The 14006-nt window shown below is 61.0% G+C and carries 15 protein-coding genes; 4 read left to right on the plus strand and 11 right to left on the minus strand.

Annotated features, from left to right (window positions below; all coding sequences use genetic code 11):
• Window positions 1-10: 10 nt before the first annotated feature.
• The 5 genes from LOZ77_RS01905 to LOZ77_RS01925 are packed head-to-tail and all read right to left on the minus strand — an operon-like array spanning window position 11 to window position 4602.
• Entirely contained in the window at window positions 11-634 is a 624-nt protein-coding gene (locus LOZ77_RS01905) for a TetR/AcrR family transcriptional regulator (protein WP_230280530.1), read from the minus strand.
• Window positions 631-1446 (minus strand): SDR family NAD(P)-dependent oxidoreductase, encoded by an 816-nt coding sequence (locus tag LOZ77_RS01910; RefSeq protein WP_230280531.1) that lies wholly within the window; start codon window positions 1444-1446, stop codon window positions 631-633. The genes LOZ77_RS01905 and LOZ77_RS01910 overlap by 4 nt, the downstream gene beginning before the upstream one ends.
• On the minus strand, window positions 1443-2609 hold the full coding sequence (locus LOZ77_RS01915) for an NAD(P)/FAD-dependent oxidoreductase (protein WP_230280532.1): 1167 nt from the start codon (window positions 2607-2609) through the stop codon (window positions 1443-1445). The genes LOZ77_RS01910 and LOZ77_RS01915 overlap by 4 nt, the downstream gene beginning before the upstream one ends.
• A gap of 5 nt (window positions 2610-2614) precedes the next feature.
• On the minus strand, window positions 2615-3196 hold the full coding sequence (locus LOZ77_RS01920) for a 3-phenylpropionate/cinnamic acid dioxygenase subunit beta (RefSeq protein WP_066849467.1): 582 nt from the start codon (window positions 3194-3196) through the stop codon (window positions 2615-2617).
• 17 nt (window positions 3197-3213) lie between these two features.
• Window positions 3214-4602, minus strand: coding sequence for an aromatic ring-hydroxylating dioxygenase subunit alpha (locus LOZ77_RS01925; protein WP_066849469.1), 1389 nt, complete (start codon window positions 4600-4602; stop codon window positions 3214-3216).
• 117 nt (window positions 4603-4719) lie between these two features.
• Here LOZ77_RS01925 and LOZ77_RS01930 point away from each other — a divergent pair, with 117 nt between their 5' ends.
• Both LOZ77_RS01930 and LOZ77_RS01935 read left to right on the plus strand, forming a co-directional pair.
• Complete coding sequence (locus LOZ77_RS01930; protein ID WP_066849472.1) at window positions 4720-4932, plus strand: ferredoxin; 213 nt, start codon at window positions 4720-4722, stop codon at window positions 4930-4932.
• A gap of 125 nt (window positions 4933-5057) precedes the next feature.
• Window positions 5058-6137, plus strand: coding sequence for a 12-oxophytodienoate reductase (locus LOZ77_RS01935; protein ID WP_230280533.1), 1080 nt, complete (start codon window positions 5058-5060; stop codon window positions 6135-6137).
• A gap of 9 nt (window positions 6138-6146) precedes the next feature.
• Here the strand turns inward: LOZ77_RS01935 and LOZ77_RS01940 are convergent, their stop codons facing one another.
• Genes LOZ77_RS01940 through LOZ77_RS01960 form a run of 5 tightly spaced genes read right to left on the minus strand, consistent with a single transcriptional unit; the run spans window position 6147 to window position 10787 of the window.
• Window positions 6147-6866 carry an SDR family oxidoreductase gene (locus tag LOZ77_RS01940; RefSeq protein WP_230280534.1) on the minus strand — a complete coding sequence of 240 codons (720 nt, stop codon included), beginning with the start codon at window positions 6864-6866 and terminating at the stop codon, window positions 6147-6149.
• Window positions 6866-7312, minus strand: coding sequence for a nuclear transport factor 2 family protein (locus tag LOZ77_RS01945; RefSeq protein ID WP_230280535.1), 447 nt, complete (start codon window positions 7310-7312; stop codon window positions 6866-6868). Before LOZ77_RS01945 ends, LOZ77_RS01940 begins: the two co-directional genes overlap by 1 nt.
• Window positions 7313-7351: 39 nt before the next feature.
• Window positions 7352-7651 carry a putative quinol monooxygenase gene (locus tag LOZ77_RS01950; RefSeq protein ID WP_230280536.1) on the minus strand — a complete coding sequence of 100 codons (300 nt, stop codon included), beginning with the start codon at window positions 7649-7651 and terminating at the stop codon, window positions 7352-7354.
• 23 nt (window positions 7652-7674) lie between these two features.
• Entirely contained in the window at window positions 7675-9165 is a 1491-nt protein-coding gene (locus tag LOZ77_RS01955) for an aldehyde dehydrogenase family protein (protein WP_230280537.1), read from the minus strand.
• The gene (locus LOZ77_RS01960; protein WP_230280538.1) at window positions 9162-10787 is read right to left on the minus strand and encodes a GMC family oxidoreductase; all 1626 of its coding nucleotides are present in this window, start codon (window positions 10785-10787) and stop codon (window positions 9162-9164) included. Before LOZ77_RS01960 ends, LOZ77_RS01955 begins: the two co-directional genes overlap by 4 nt.
• Before the next feature lie 131 nt (window positions 10788-10918).
• On the opposite strand from LOZ77_RS01960, the gene LOZ77_RS01965 reads away from it, so the two are divergent.
• Both LOZ77_RS01965 and LOZ77_RS01970 read left to right on the plus strand, forming a co-directional pair.
• Window positions 10919-12058, plus strand: coding sequence for a sulfotransferase (locus tag LOZ77_RS01965; RefSeq protein WP_230280539.1), 1140 nt, complete (start codon window positions 10919-10921; stop codon window positions 12056-12058).
• Complete coding sequence (locus LOZ77_RS01970) at window positions 12055-13218, plus strand: hypothetical protein (protein ID WP_230280540.1); 1164 nt, start codon at window positions 12055-12057, stop codon at window positions 13216-13218. Before LOZ77_RS01965 ends, LOZ77_RS01970 begins: the two co-directional genes overlap by 4 nt.
• A gap of 10 nt (window positions 13219-13228) precedes the next feature.
• Here LOZ77_RS01970 and LOZ77_RS01975 read toward each other — a convergent pair whose 3' ends face one another.
• Complete coding sequence (locus tag LOZ77_RS01975) at window positions 13229-14005, minus strand: hypothetical protein (RefSeq protein ID WP_230280541.1); 777 nt, start codon at window positions 14003-14005, stop codon at window positions 13229-13231.
• Between the last annotated feature and the right edge of the window lies 1 nt (window position 14006).

Consider the following 14006-nt stretch of genomic DNA (forward strand, 5'->3'; position numbering starts at 1 on the left):
TTTCGATTATTCAGACAGTCTGGTCGGCGGTTTCGAGTAGCCATTTTTCAAGGCTGTCCGCGCTTTCATTCCAGAGCATCAACCAGTTCTCGTCGGCTGGCACCAGAAGGGTGCTCAACTGGAGGCGAACAAGTATTTCAACGAAAGCTATGGCATTTATAGTCTTGCCAAGCTTTACCTCGATATATTTGAAGGTAGGTTCCAACGCCGAATGGACGGCCAGCTTGTATCGGGCGAACCTACTGCGGAAGAACGACAGGTGAAACCGCGGTTCGACTTCGAAAACGCGATCGGGGGAATTCTCATTGGTGTAGCGCGCATAGAACTGCATCACCTGCCGGAACCGTTCGATCGGGTCATCGATGCCTTCCGCCGCTTCGCGAATGCCATTTTCGAACCCGATGCAGACAAACTCTGCGACTGCGGCAAGTACGTCGTCCTTGCTGGAGAAATAGCGATAAAGCGTGCCGCGCGAGACGCCGCTCGCTTCGATGATGTCGCTCATCGAAAGGCGCCTGACGCCGCGCTCGGCTATGGCATCCAGCGCTCCCGACAGGATCTTTATGACGCTGGGAGACATAACAAAATCGTCTCCTACCTCGGCAGAGGCGGCAAATTCAGGCTGGAACTTCATGTTTCCCCCTTTTCAAGTTCTTTGAGATTGTGGGGGATGCTGACATAGCCGGGCAGGTTCTGTCCGCCATCGACATTGATCATTTCACCTGTGACGAAGCGCGACATGTCCGAAGCAAGAAATGCGACGACCGGACCAATGTCATTTTCAGGGTCGCCCGCGCGCTTGAGCGGATTGGTCGCAACGACATTTTCAAGAAAGCCTGGAACCTCGTCGACCAGCTTTGCGAAGATCTGGCCAAGGCCGGTCGGAGCGATGGCATTAACGCGGATATTGAAGCGGCCCCATTCAACCGCGGCACTACGAGTCAACCCGACGATGCCAAGCTTGTTGATGTTGTAGTCGCTGTGGAGCCACGCCCCGGTCTGCGCGTCAATGGAGCTGAAATTGACAACCGAACCGCCGCCACGTGCCTTCATGTGCGGAAAGGCGGCCTGCATGGCCCACCAGTTACCCCAGATGCCAATTTCCAGCGTGCGCTTGAGCATCTCGTCCGTCTTGTGCTCCAGCAGGACACCGTCAGACAATAACGAGGCATTATTGACCAGAATATCGAGGCCGCCGAATTCATCCACCGCGCGCTGCACCATGGCCAGCACGTCATCCTTGATGCCCATATCGGCGGACATGCCGACTGCACCGGTTCCGAATTCCTTGCGGATCTCTTCGGCCACCCGTTCGGTCGCTACACCGTCGCGCCCGGTAATGAGTAGCGAAGCGCCTTCGCGCGCCAGACGACGCGAAATGCCATGGCCAAGGCCCTTCGCCCCGCCCGTTACGATTGCCACTTTACCTTCGAGCATTCCGCTCATGCCATTTCCCCCACCAATTTATCCATTTCCATGCGTTGTTCGCATTTTCCCTGTGTCAGGACGTAACCCTGAACCCTGTTGTCGCTATCGACGAACAGATGCTTGTCGCCCTCTGCGTCGCTTTCCACCTGCCGCCACTCGCCCCGCAAAGCCACCGCAGGCGGCAGCAGGTTGATCGGGAACACGGTCGTCTTCACCTGCACCGAAAGCGGCGGGAACCTGATCTGGGTCGGCGTGCCCAAGGCGCTGGGCGCAATCCCGCGGGCCGCTGCCATGATCGGCGTGACATAGGCGGCAAGGCCGTTGGGATATTCGGCGCAATCGCCGATCGCGTATATGTCGGGGTCGCTCGTTTGCCCGTATTCATTGACCTTTATGCCGCGGCCGATTTCCAGCCCGGCTTCGCGGGCCAGCTCGACGTTGGGGCGCAGTCCGACGGCGGACAGAACGATATCCGCCTCTACCCGCGTACCGTCATCGAGTGTGGCGACATATCCGGGTGAGGGCTGGCAATAGTCGATGGCGTCGACCTTGCGGCCAAGATGCCACTCCACGCCCTTTTCCTGCAGCGTATCGCGCACCTTTTCGCCCACTGCGGGCGGGACAAGCTGGGCGAGGGGATTATCCAGCATGTCGACGACAATCGGCCGGTAGCCATTGGTGATCAGATCGTTGGCGAATTCGGTGCCGACCAGACCTGCGCCCATGATCAGAACGCGCGCGCCCTCCGGCAATTCCTTCCGAAAGCGATCGTAATGTTCGAGCTGGTTCACCGAAATGGCGCGATGCGCGGCATCGCCGCCGATCTGCGGTCGAACCGGCTCGGCGCCGGTTGCCAGGATCAGGGAATGGTACTGGATCGGTCCGCCAGTGGTCAAAAGCGCCTTGCCGGCACGGTCGATGGCCTCTGCCTCGCGCCCGATGCGAGCATCGAGCTTGAGATTGGCGATCATCTTTTCGGCCGGGGTCGTGACCAGCGTTTCGCTTGTCTTACCCTTGGCGAGCGCCGTGGAAAGGGCGGGCTTGGAATAGAAATGCCCGTCCTCCAGCGTCACCATGACGAGCCGGGCCTCGGGCGAGAGCCTGCGCAATTCGCGCAGGACCCCGAAGCCCGCAAGGCCGCTACCGACGACCACCACAGTAGATGTTGCAGACGTGCCCATGCAATTTACAGGAACACCGCGAAATTGGACATGCCGAGCACCGACTGATCGACGATGATCTCGCGGCGGGCCAGCCTGTATTCGCCGTCCACTTCGCGCCAGACATCGCGGCGTTCGGCGGTGGTATTCTCGTTTTCCGGACTGTCGCCGCGGCTACGTTCGAGAAAGAGATAGCTGACGACTTCATATTCGCCCGGCGTGTCGAGCTCGCCCACGCGGACATTGGTCACGAAACGGCGACAACGCGACGGCGGATCTTCGGCCCATGCGCTTTTCTGCAAACGCCCTGAACGCATCACGAGCGAATCGTAATTCTCGTCGAAATGGAACATCGTGCGCATGACGTCACGGTCGCGGTTCGGACCGGTACGCGTCAGGCGGATCGGCGCCTGATAGATGATGTCCGGCGCAAGCATCGCGATCCAGTCATCGATCCGGCGCTCGTCGAGAGCGGCGGCTTCGTCATACAGCGTCTCTAGGAGCCGGTTATAGATTTCCGAGCCCAGCGGCACGCGCTTCTTGGAAACCAGGCCGCGAAGGATCGTGGTGGAATCGGGGGCGGCGGTCGATTTGGTAATCCAGGTCATGTCTTGATCTCCCCCGCTCAAACCGCGTCCATCAGGTCGTAATAGGCCAGCCACCAGTTCCACTGCGTGTCGTCCTTGGTGAAGCCGGGATAAAGCAAGCCTTCGCCAACCCAGCCTTCGGGCCGTTCGTGGCCGTGAAGGGCCTGATACTTGAGCGTCATGTCCTTGCTGACCGCGCCCCGCGCATTCTTCATGATTACAGGCCAGACGTCGGCATCATCCTGTTCGATCACGCCGGAGGTGCCGGTATTCCAGATCGAGTTCTGCAGCATGTCGCGCTTCATCTGCTCGGGGGCGTCCTTTTCCGCGAACAGATAATTCACGAATTCCACCTTGTCCGGGCCCTTGGGCACATAGGCATGCAGCGAAAGCGCACCCGACGATCCGCCATCCGTGCGCGGGGCGAAAATGAAGGCGATCAGGATGTTGGGGAACATGCCGCCGACCTGCGGCGGAATGGTTGCCAGCTGGGCAACCTGATCTTCGGTCAGGTTCTCGAAAAGTTCGGGGATCATGTCCTTGGTGATGCCCGGCGGGGTGAGCAATTCCAGACGCTCGCGCGTGGACTTGCCTTCGAACGGCACGTCCGCGAACATCTTGAAGGTCTTTTCCGCCTCAAGGCAGCGCAGCGAATGGCCCTGCTCGCATGAAACATCGACGCCATACATGCCGGGTGCCTGATCATAGATCGTCTCGGCCGTGCCGCCCATGACCCCGCCTTCCATCAGCGAGCGGTGCAGGGTCAAGGTGTGGAAGCCGTCCGAACCCGATTGCTCGCCGGGAACCTTCCAGTTGCAGGGGAGGGTGAAACGCTGCGGCGGGCCGAGCAGTTCGAGGCCGCGATTGGTGCGGCAGAAAAGCTGGTCCATGTAATATTTGATGTCGCCGAGATACTCGTCGAACGAAGGTCCGTCGACGTTCCAGGTGGCGAAGATCAGCCCGCCGTAGAGATGCACCCTGGCCTTCTTCAGACCCAGCGTCTTCTTGTCGACGTCATTGCCATGCATCTTTTCGCGTTCGACCGGCGCACCGATGAAATCGCCGTTCGGGCGGAAGGCCCAGCCGTGATAGATGCACTGGTGGACGCGCTTGTTGCCTGCTTCGCCAAGACACACGCGCATGCCGCGGTGCGGGCAGACATTCAGGGAAACATGAACGTCCCCGTCCTGTCCGCGGGCCACGATGACGTTGTCTTCGGCCATGTCGCGTACGATGAAATCGCCCGCCTCCGGAATCTCGCTTTCGTGACCGAGCAGCAGCCAGGTCTTGGCGAAAATCTTCTCCATCTCAAGCTTGTAGAGCTCTTCGTCGGTCATAACGCGGAGCGAAACTTCGTTGCTCTCACGCATGATCAGATCGTCAAGCGAGGTTCCGTCGCGCAACACGAGTTTGGATTTCTGGAGCATCGCAGCCTTCTCTCCGTAGCAAACATTTTCTGATTGATTCGCGTTATACACATTGAATAATATTTGTTCAATATGTAAAAGGGGGTTAAAGGCAAATCGAGGAGATTGGAGAGGTCGATGTCTGGAAACGGTAAACTCAAGGTCGTGATCAACAAGCCCGCTTGCTGCGGCTATGGCGTCTGCGCGGAAATCTGCCCGGAAGTGTACAAGCTCGACGAACATGGCATCGTCTATGTCGATGACGAGATCGTGCCAGAGGGTCTGGAGGACAAGGCGCGCGAAGGGGCCGATGCCTGCCCGCAATCCGCATTGGCAGTGGTCGACGCCTGAGGAGAACAGGCTGAGGAGGGGGTGCGCGCTTTCTCCTCTGCCCCCTTGATGAATTTCCCTATCGGTTGACAGGGCAGATATGCCTTGGCCTCGGCGACGGTCGCCTTCAGAAAAGGGGGCGAGCGATGCGTACCGAATTGAATCCGCTGTTTTCACCATTCTCGTGCAAGACGTTGCAGGTGCCTAATCGCTTCGTAATGTCGCCGATGACGCGGCAGTTCAGTCCCGGGGGCATTCCGGGTGAGAATGTTGCCGATTATTACGCGCGCCGCGCGGCCAGCGATGTCGGGTTGATCGTAACCGAAGGGATCGGCGTCGATCATCCTTCGGCCATCGGTGAGGGCAGCATGGGCGAAAAGGACATTCCTGTCCTGCATGGCGATGCCGCCCTGCAGGGCTGGCGCAATGTCGTTGACCGGGTGCACAAGGGTGGTGGCCGGATCGTGCCACAATTGTGGCACATGGGCGCCGTGCGCAAGGACGCCAGCCCGCCCCAACCCGAAGCGCGCTCGCTCCATCCGGGAAACATGGATGAAGACGATATCGCCGATGTCGTCGCTGCCTTCGCACGCAGTGCAGCCAATGCCAAGGACGTGGGTTTTGACGGGATCGCGCTCCATGGCGCGCATGGCTATCTGCTCGACAGCTTCATGTGGGAGCAGATGAACAACCGCGATGACGATTGGGGCGGGGACGTCGCTCGCCGAACGCGTTTTCCTGTCAAGGTTGTCGAGGCGGTCCGCGAAGCCGTCGGCCCCGATATGCCGATCATATTCCGCATATCGCAATGGAAGCTGCAGGATTACGATGCGCAGCTTGCTGATACGCCCGAAGGCCTTGGTGTTATCGTTAAGGCCCTGGCCGAAGCCGGGGTCGATATTTTCGATGTCAGCACGCGGGTATTCTCCCGCCCGGCGTTCGCCGATTCCGACATGGGGCTTGCCGGCTGGATACGCCGCCTGTCCGGTCGCCAGACCATGACGGTCGGCGGCGTCGGCTTCGATAAGGAACTGGCAGCCAGTTTCACGCAGCAGACCACCGTTCTCGACAATCTGGACGAGGTTGTCCGCCGGTTCGAAGCAGGCGAATTTGATCTGGTGGCGATCGGTCGGGCCTTGCTGATGGACCCGCAATGGGTGGTAAAGGCCAAGGAAGGCGAGGCTTTCAAGCCCTTCGACATCTCGGCCTATGCACGACTGGAGTGAAGCTGCGCGTCAGAACGTTTCCGACGTGGCATAGATGTGCATGCGTGCGGCATTGGCATTGCCCGTCTGCTCGCACATGAAGCGGATTGCGCGGGCAATATCCCCGGCCTGCATTGCCGGTAGAAATTCGTCCCAGCCGGGCTGGCCCCTGGACTTCATGTCTTCGAAGATCTCGGTCGATGTCGTGCCGGGCGAGACCAGCCCGACCCGGACACCGGAACCGGCAAGCTCGACCCGCAGCACCTCGGTAAAGCGCTCCAGCGCCAGTTTCAGCCCCCCGTATATGCCGGTACCGGCTGCGGCGATGCCGGCGCCAATGCTTGACACGTTCACGATCTGGCCAGTTCCCTGCGCCTTCATATGCCGGGCGAACAATATGCTGGCGCGGACGACGGCCGAATAGTTCACCGCGATCATCCGGTCGAGTTCGTCCAGATCGAAATCATCGTGGTGACTGGTGCGCAGGATCCCCGCATTGTTCACAAGGATGTCGACCTTGCCAAACGCTGCCAGCGCATGGTCCAGCAACGCGCTCGCGGACGACGGATCGGACAGGTTGAGCGCCATGAATTGCGCAGCATCCCCGATTTCCTGCTGCAACGTTTCAAGCCGGTCCTGCCGCCGCGCCACCAGCAGAACCCGCGCTCCAGCCGATGCGAGAATATGTGCCGTTGCGGCGCCGATCCCCGCAGAGGCACCGGTCACCACTGCGACTTTTCCATCCAGCATTATACCTGATCCCTCTCCGATCCGATGATCAATGCCGTGAAAGTGCGCCGCGCGATCTTCCAGCCATCTACCGTCCGGACGAGGAAGTCATCGTATGAGCCTATGCCGCGATGCATCGGACCCTGCTTGTTTTCCGGACTCAGCAGCGCATCGACATAGCTGGTTGCATTGGCACCGCCTTGGGCATTGGTCAGCTTGATATTGCTGATCCGGTGCAGCGTCGGGCCCAGCCGCGCATGGGCTTCCCGCATGAAATCGGTAAGGTCGGCGATATTCTGCCAGCTGCCAAAATCACCGTAATCGGCTTGGCAATCGGCGATGAAGCAACTGCGGAACAAGTCCCAGTCCCGCAAGTCTATGGCGCTTGCATAGGCGATCAGTACGGCACTGATCGAGCGTTCGTCCTGGGCGCTGAGCCCGGTATCGATCCCGCAATTGATGTTCATGTTTTCTGCCTCTCCCCCAATTTCACAGCCACGACCGGATCACACGATGTTCCGGTCCCAATATTCCGTCCGTGGCGGGCTGGTCAGCATGGCTGCCATTTGGTCCATCACGCCGCTTTTGGTCCGAAATGCGACATAGGCTTCATGGTCGGCCCGCGACGCCCATTCCTCGATAAAGATGACGCGATTGGGATCGTCGGCATTGTGGCGAATGCTGATATCGACAAAGCCCGGAAACGCCCTCGTATCCTTCAGAGCTTCGGGGATTTGCTCGCAGAAATCGTCGACAAGTTCGGGCTTCAAGGCCAATTCCAGTGTCACGATGACTGTATCTTGCATGGCGCTTTCTCCGTTCGATCGCGTTATCGGCCAATCGGATAGAAAATCGATTTTTCGTGCTGATATTCGCGCAGCCATTCGGGACCATATTCGCGCCCGATGCCGGACCGCTTGTATCCGCCGATGGGGGCGTCGCTCATCGTGCCCGTCCCGCCATTCAGCGACACGCTGCCGGCCCTGATCTGCAAGGCCATCTCGTATCCCTTTGCGGCATCGGCCGTTTCGACCGCGCCATTCAGGCCATAGCGGGACTCGTTGGCGATGCGGATGGCCTCCTCGTCCGTGGAGAAGCCGATGATGCAGCCGACCGGTCCGAAAATCTCTTCCTGCGCGATGGCCATGTCGTTGGTCACGTCGTCGAATAGGGTAACCTCGGTAAAATATCCCTTGTCGAGACCGGCAGGACGGCCTCCGCCACACACAAGCGTCGCGCCGGCGGACTGTCCCAGCCCGATGAAATGCTCCACCTTGCTGCGTTGGCTTTCGCGGATCAGCGGGCCCATGCGGATCGAAGGGTCGGCCGGATTACCGATGCTGATCTGCGCGGCGACGGCAGCCGCGGTGGCGGCAAAAGCAGGTCGCAGGCTTTCGTGGACGAGGAAACGCGTGGGAATGGCGCAGCCCTGGCCGGCGTTGATGGAAATAAGGGTTGCGGCCATGGCGGCGGCGCGCTCGACATCGGCGTCCTCGCGCACGATCAGCGCCGATTTGCCGCCCAGTTCCAGATGGACCTTCTTCAGCGTGGGCGCGGCCTGCCCCATGATCTGGGCGCCCACTCCTTCCGATCCAGTGAAGGTCACCATATCGATCCGCTCGTCAGTGCAAAGCAACCGGCCTTCTTCGATCCCGCCGGTCACGATGTTGACCACGCCGGGCGGCAGGCCGATCTCGTCCGCCACCTCGCCGAAGAGCAACGCCGAAAAAGGCGTGAACGGCGACGGTTTCAGCACCAGCGCGCAACCGGCGAGCAGGGCTGGGCCGATTTTCGCAAGGTTGAGCAGGAACGGAAAATTATAGCCGGTTATAGCGGAAACGACGCCGATCGGCTCGCAAACCACCGTTGTTCCGCCGATCGAGCGTGGACCATCCGGGACGAAAGGATTGGGTGTGATATCTATGGGCAGCCGTTCGGGACGGTCGCGCCGTGCATGGCCGATCGCAGCTTCTAGCAGGCGCAACGGATTGTCGACCTGCATCAGCTGGGTCACACCTGCCGCGCAGCCGACTTCGGCCACGATCAGCTCGGCGATGCGGCCCTGTCTTGCCCGCAGCGCGTGCGCCATCTTCTCGATCATGTCGGCGCGCTCGGCCATCGACATCTTGGGCCACGGGCCGTGGTCGAAAGCTTCGCGGGCGGCAGCAATGGCCAGTTCGACCTGTTGTGCCGACGCGACGGGCGCATGGGCGAGGATTTCTTCGGTGGCGGGATTGATCACAAGCTCGGTTCCGGCCTCTGGCGCGTGCCAGCCGCCATCGACATAGAGCTTCGAAATATCGGTAAAGGCGGTGCTCATCGGTTTGTGTCCCTGCCGAGAATCATGTCCGCGGCGTTCATGGCGATGGCCATCGCCGGTGCATTGGTATTGCCCGAGACCAGCGTGGGCATGATGGAGGTGTCGCAAACGCGCAGACCGGTCACGCCGCGCACGCGCAATTGCGGATCGAGCACGCTCCCTGCTTCGGCGCCCATCGCCGCCGTGCCGGCGATATGGAAGGACGTCCCGCCAAGCTGGAGCAGGTTTGCGAGGATGTCCTCGTCCGAATGGACCTGCGCCGCAGGTCCGACCTCCTCGACGATCCATGGCGAAAGCGCGTGCTGGCCCCCGAAACGGCGTATCCATTTGAACAGGGCCAGCGCCTTGTCGCGGTCCAGCTGCTCGCTGAAATGATTGGCATCGATTTGCGGCGGGGCATCGGGGTCGGCCGACCGGATATGCGTCGATCCGCGGCTCTCGGGCCGGGTGAAATAGCCCAGCAGGCGCATGCCGGGAAAATCGTCCAGCACGACCCTGCCGCGCGCATCCTGCTTCATGGTGACCATCATCGAACCAATCTGCGCATCGGGACGGTCGAGGTCCGGCGCAGTCTTGATGAACCCGCCGACCTCATGCGCGGCGTCGGTCATCGCTCCCCGGCGCAGCAACAGATATTGCATGACCGAGGATATCAGACCGATTCCGCTCAGCTTCTGGTTGGAACTGTGGCCGCGGATGCGCCAGTCGATCGCGACATAGCGATGCTCGCGCAGGTTTTCCCCCACAAGGGGGCTATGCGCCGCGACCGTGATGCCCAGAGACTTCAGCCGCTGCGCATCGCCGATGCCGGAAAGCTCCAGCAAACGGGGCGATTCGACCGCTCCGGCGGAGAGGATGATTTCACCCTCGCAGCCGATGGTCCTGCCTTCGACCACGATGCCCACGGCGCGGGTGCCTTCGAAGGCGATCCTTTCGGCGGATTTGCCGGTCAGGACATAAAGGTTGGGCCGTTTGCGGGCCGGGTCGAGAAAAGCCCGCGCGGCAGAGAAGCGCTCTCCCTTCCACGTGGTGGTGGCCTGATATCCCATGCCCTCGTCCGCGACGACATCGACCGCGTTCACATCGCTGACGGTCGGAACGCCCATTTCGGCGCCCGCGCGCAACATCGCATCGGTAACCGGATTGCCGTGCCTTGCCACCGAAATGCGCAATGGTCCGCCCGTGCCGCGCCACGCGGCCGCGCCCAGCGCGTGATCCTCCAGCGCGACGAAATGCGGGCCCATGCGGTCCCAGCCCCACCCGTCGCAACCGGCCCTTTTCCAGTCATCATAATCCTGCGGTGCGCCGCGCATGTAGACCATGCCGTTTACCGAACTGGAACCACCAATACCGCGGCCCTTCAGCCATGTTTCCTCGGGCTGGTTGCCAGCCGGGGTGACGCCATAGGCGAGGACGTGTGGATTGGCCGGATCGAGCAGCTTGCCCACACCGCGCGGCATGCGGATCAGCGGGCTGTTGTCATCGGGGCCGCATTCGATAAGCAGCACCCTGTTGGCTGGGTTCGCGCTCAGCCTGTTGGCAAGGACGCAGCCCGACGAGCCGGCACCGACCACGATGTAATCGAATGACATCCCGTCCATCATGGCAAGCGTGCGATTCATTTTCTCTCCCGTCGATCAGGGATGTGTCGCGCTTGGGTGCCAGCCTCTGTCCTACCCGCTGACAGGTTGGTGCTTTTTTTGCGCTCCTAAGCTGGCGTGAAACCAGAAAAGACAAAGAGAGGAACGCGCAGATGGGTGATCCGACGCCGCAGCAATTGATCGACGAAGCGGGGCTGGACCAGGAAATGGCCGCCGGTGTCATGCCCGGCCTTTCCGCCGCGCTGGCCGCTCTTGGGGAAGAGGGCGGTCTTTCCGAGTCCGGTCATCAGCGAGCCCTTGCGCAGTTTCGCGACAATCTGGCGCGCCTTGCCGCCATTGCGGCTGACCGCAGGGCGCATCCGGAGATCGCCGATGTCGAGATTGTGCGCCCAGTCTTCATTCTGGGCCTTCCGCGCTGCGGAACGTCGATCCTTCACGCGCTGATCGGGGCGGACCCGCAGATCCGCACTCCGCTGCAATGGGAGGTTGCCGCGCCATCGCCGCCGCCCGATGCCGCGACCTTCGATACCGATCCGCGCGCGGACGGGTTCGACGCTTATGTGCGAGAGAATTTCACCGGCGCCTGGGCTGATGTGCTGAAGGCGCATCCGATCGGATCGCGCATACCGCAGGAATGCGGCATGATCCTTGAGACTGCGTTTCAGGGGATCAACCCGACGATGCTGTTCCGCTTGCCATCCTATTACGACTGGTATCGCAAGACGGATACGCGGTTCGGCTATGGTGTGCACAAGATGTGGCTGCAGCATCTGGCATGGAAGAATCCGCGCAAGCGCTGGGTGCTGAAGGTGCAGGAACATGCGCACCACCTTGCCGAACTGCTTGCTGTCTATCCGGATGCGGTGCTGGTTCAGCCGCATCGTGATCCGGTTACGGTCATGGCGTCGATCTCTCGCCTGATCGAAGTGATCCGCTGCGTATCTTTCGACCGGATCGACCGTGACGAACTGGGACAGGAATTGCTGCACCTGTGGCACGACGGGCAGGCTGCAGCGCTTGCATGGCGTAAGGCCAATCCGCAGGTGGAGGTTCTCGACCTTGCCTTTCGCGACCTCATCGCGGACCCGGTCGATGCGGTGCGCAAGGTTTATGGCCATGCCGCTATCGATTTCACGGGCGAGAGCGAGGAAGCGGTATCGCGCTGGTGGCGTGAGCATCCTGCGGACAAGCACGGGCAGCACCGCTACGAGCTGGCGGACTATGGCCTGACGCGCGAGCAGGTCGAGGGTGTTTATGCCGATTACATTTCTGCCTACAGGCCATATCTGTGAGCCGCTGGGCCGATTATCTGGCGCAGCTTTCCTCGGCAGAGGACGTGCTTGCCATGCTTCCGGACGACGCCGGTCCGGCTGATGTCGCCGAAGCGGAGCGCATGCTTTTCATGGCGCTCGCTTCGGGTTGGCTGACCGCCTTTGCGGATCGCGACAACCCCGATTTCGTTCCGGCGGTCGGCACCCATTTCAACCTTGTCGGCACCAATCCCGATTTCATTTACGCGGCGGCCTCCATCGATGGCGATGGCAGCTACCTGCTAACGGGCGAGCGCGGTGAAAGCCTTTTCGTGCAGATGGATATCACGGCAGGCGGCCTAGGCGTGATGGATGCGTTGGGGCCATCGCTGGGGACGGTCGATTTCGACGATCTTGCGGTGGATGGGGAAGGGCGCTTTTCCCTGATGTTGAGCCATGAACGGCCTGCGGGCTGGAGCGGCGACTGGCGTCATCTCGATCCCTCGGCTCGATCGCTCTCCCTCCGTCAGGCCAGCTATGACTGGGGTGCGGAAAGGGAAGCGCGAATTGCCATTGAACGGACCGACATCGCCCATTCTCCCCGTCGGTGGACGCAAAGGGAAATCGGCGAGCGGCTGATGGCGCTATGCGGGTATCCCAAGCGGATCGGGACCATGTCCCTTGGCTTTATTGCTGCGCAACAACAAAAGGGTTTGTGGAACGCGGTCGAACATGACGACTGGGCGGGACGCGGCGGCGTTGAGGGGCAGCATTATTACCAGGGCCTGTTCCGGCTAGAACCTGGTAGCGCCCTGTTGCTGGAAAGCGCATTGCCCGATGCGGTGCGCTACTGGAACGTGCAATTGAACGACATGCGCTGGAACACGATCGATTGGATGAACCGTCAGTCGAGCCTGAATGGCGGGCAGGCGAGCATCGATGCCGATGGCAGGTTTCGCGCAGTGATCGCCTTGGATGATCCGGGCATCGCCAACTGGCTGGACCCGGGCGGTTATTCGGAAGGCTCGATCATGCTGCGCTGGAGCGGGGCGAGCAGTGGGCCGGAGCCGAGCCTGACCGTCGTTCCCCTCGACAAGCTTGATGCGCGGCTGCCTCCGGAGACGCTACGGATTTCGCCAGCGGAAAGGCAAGAGGCCCAGCGCGCGCGCCGCCGTTCCGTGCAGATGCGCCGCCGTTGGTAGCAGAGCGCCGTCAGGCCGAGCCGAGCTTCTCCGCGCCGCCCGTCAGCACATCGTCGCCCATGCGCGCACGGGCCTGTTCCTCGTCCGCAAGGCCTTGGGCGGTGGGGTGCTGGACATCGTCCTTCGTCAACCTGCCGGTCAGCCTGTCCCAATGCGTGACCAGCAGGTCGTCGCGTTCGACGAGGTCTGACAGCGCAAGTTCCGGCGCGTCTTTCCAACCCTGCCAGCTGTCGGAGGAATTGACCTTGTAGATGCCGACATAACTATATCGCGGCGTGGTGGGGATCATCTGTCCATGGCTGCGAAACGCCAGCAGGGCTGCGCTGTGAACGCCCGGACGGCGCACGGCGGCAGGCAGATAGCTGTCGGCATACCATTCGCGCAATTCGGCGTCCTTGCCCGGTGCGGCATTGAACTGTTCGAACACGACGCCGCCCGAATGTTCGATTTCGGGGTTGTTCCGGAATGCCAGCGGATAATAGTGATAATCCTCAAGCACGCTGTCATCGATGGCGGTGGTGACCATCATGCGGCTGGTCAGCGCATTCTCCCAATGCTCGCGCGAAAAACGTTCGGGATCGAATACATCGTACAAGGCGAAATACTGCCAGTCATATTCCGGCGGGATGTCCATCGGCTGATGCGGACTGCGGGAAAAACGCTGTGCCGTTACAGAGCCTCGAAAACGCAGTGCGTCGCGGATGTGGATGTTGGTGTACCAGTCGTCGAGGTCAGCCTCGCGCCCCGTACGCGCCTTGGTCAGTACGACGAGGACCGCTTCGATCATG

The organism is Croceicoccus sp. Ery15 (assembly GCF_020985305.1).
Lineage (GTDB): Bacteria > Pseudomonadota > Alphaproteobacteria > Sphingomonadales > Sphingomonadaceae > Croceicoccus.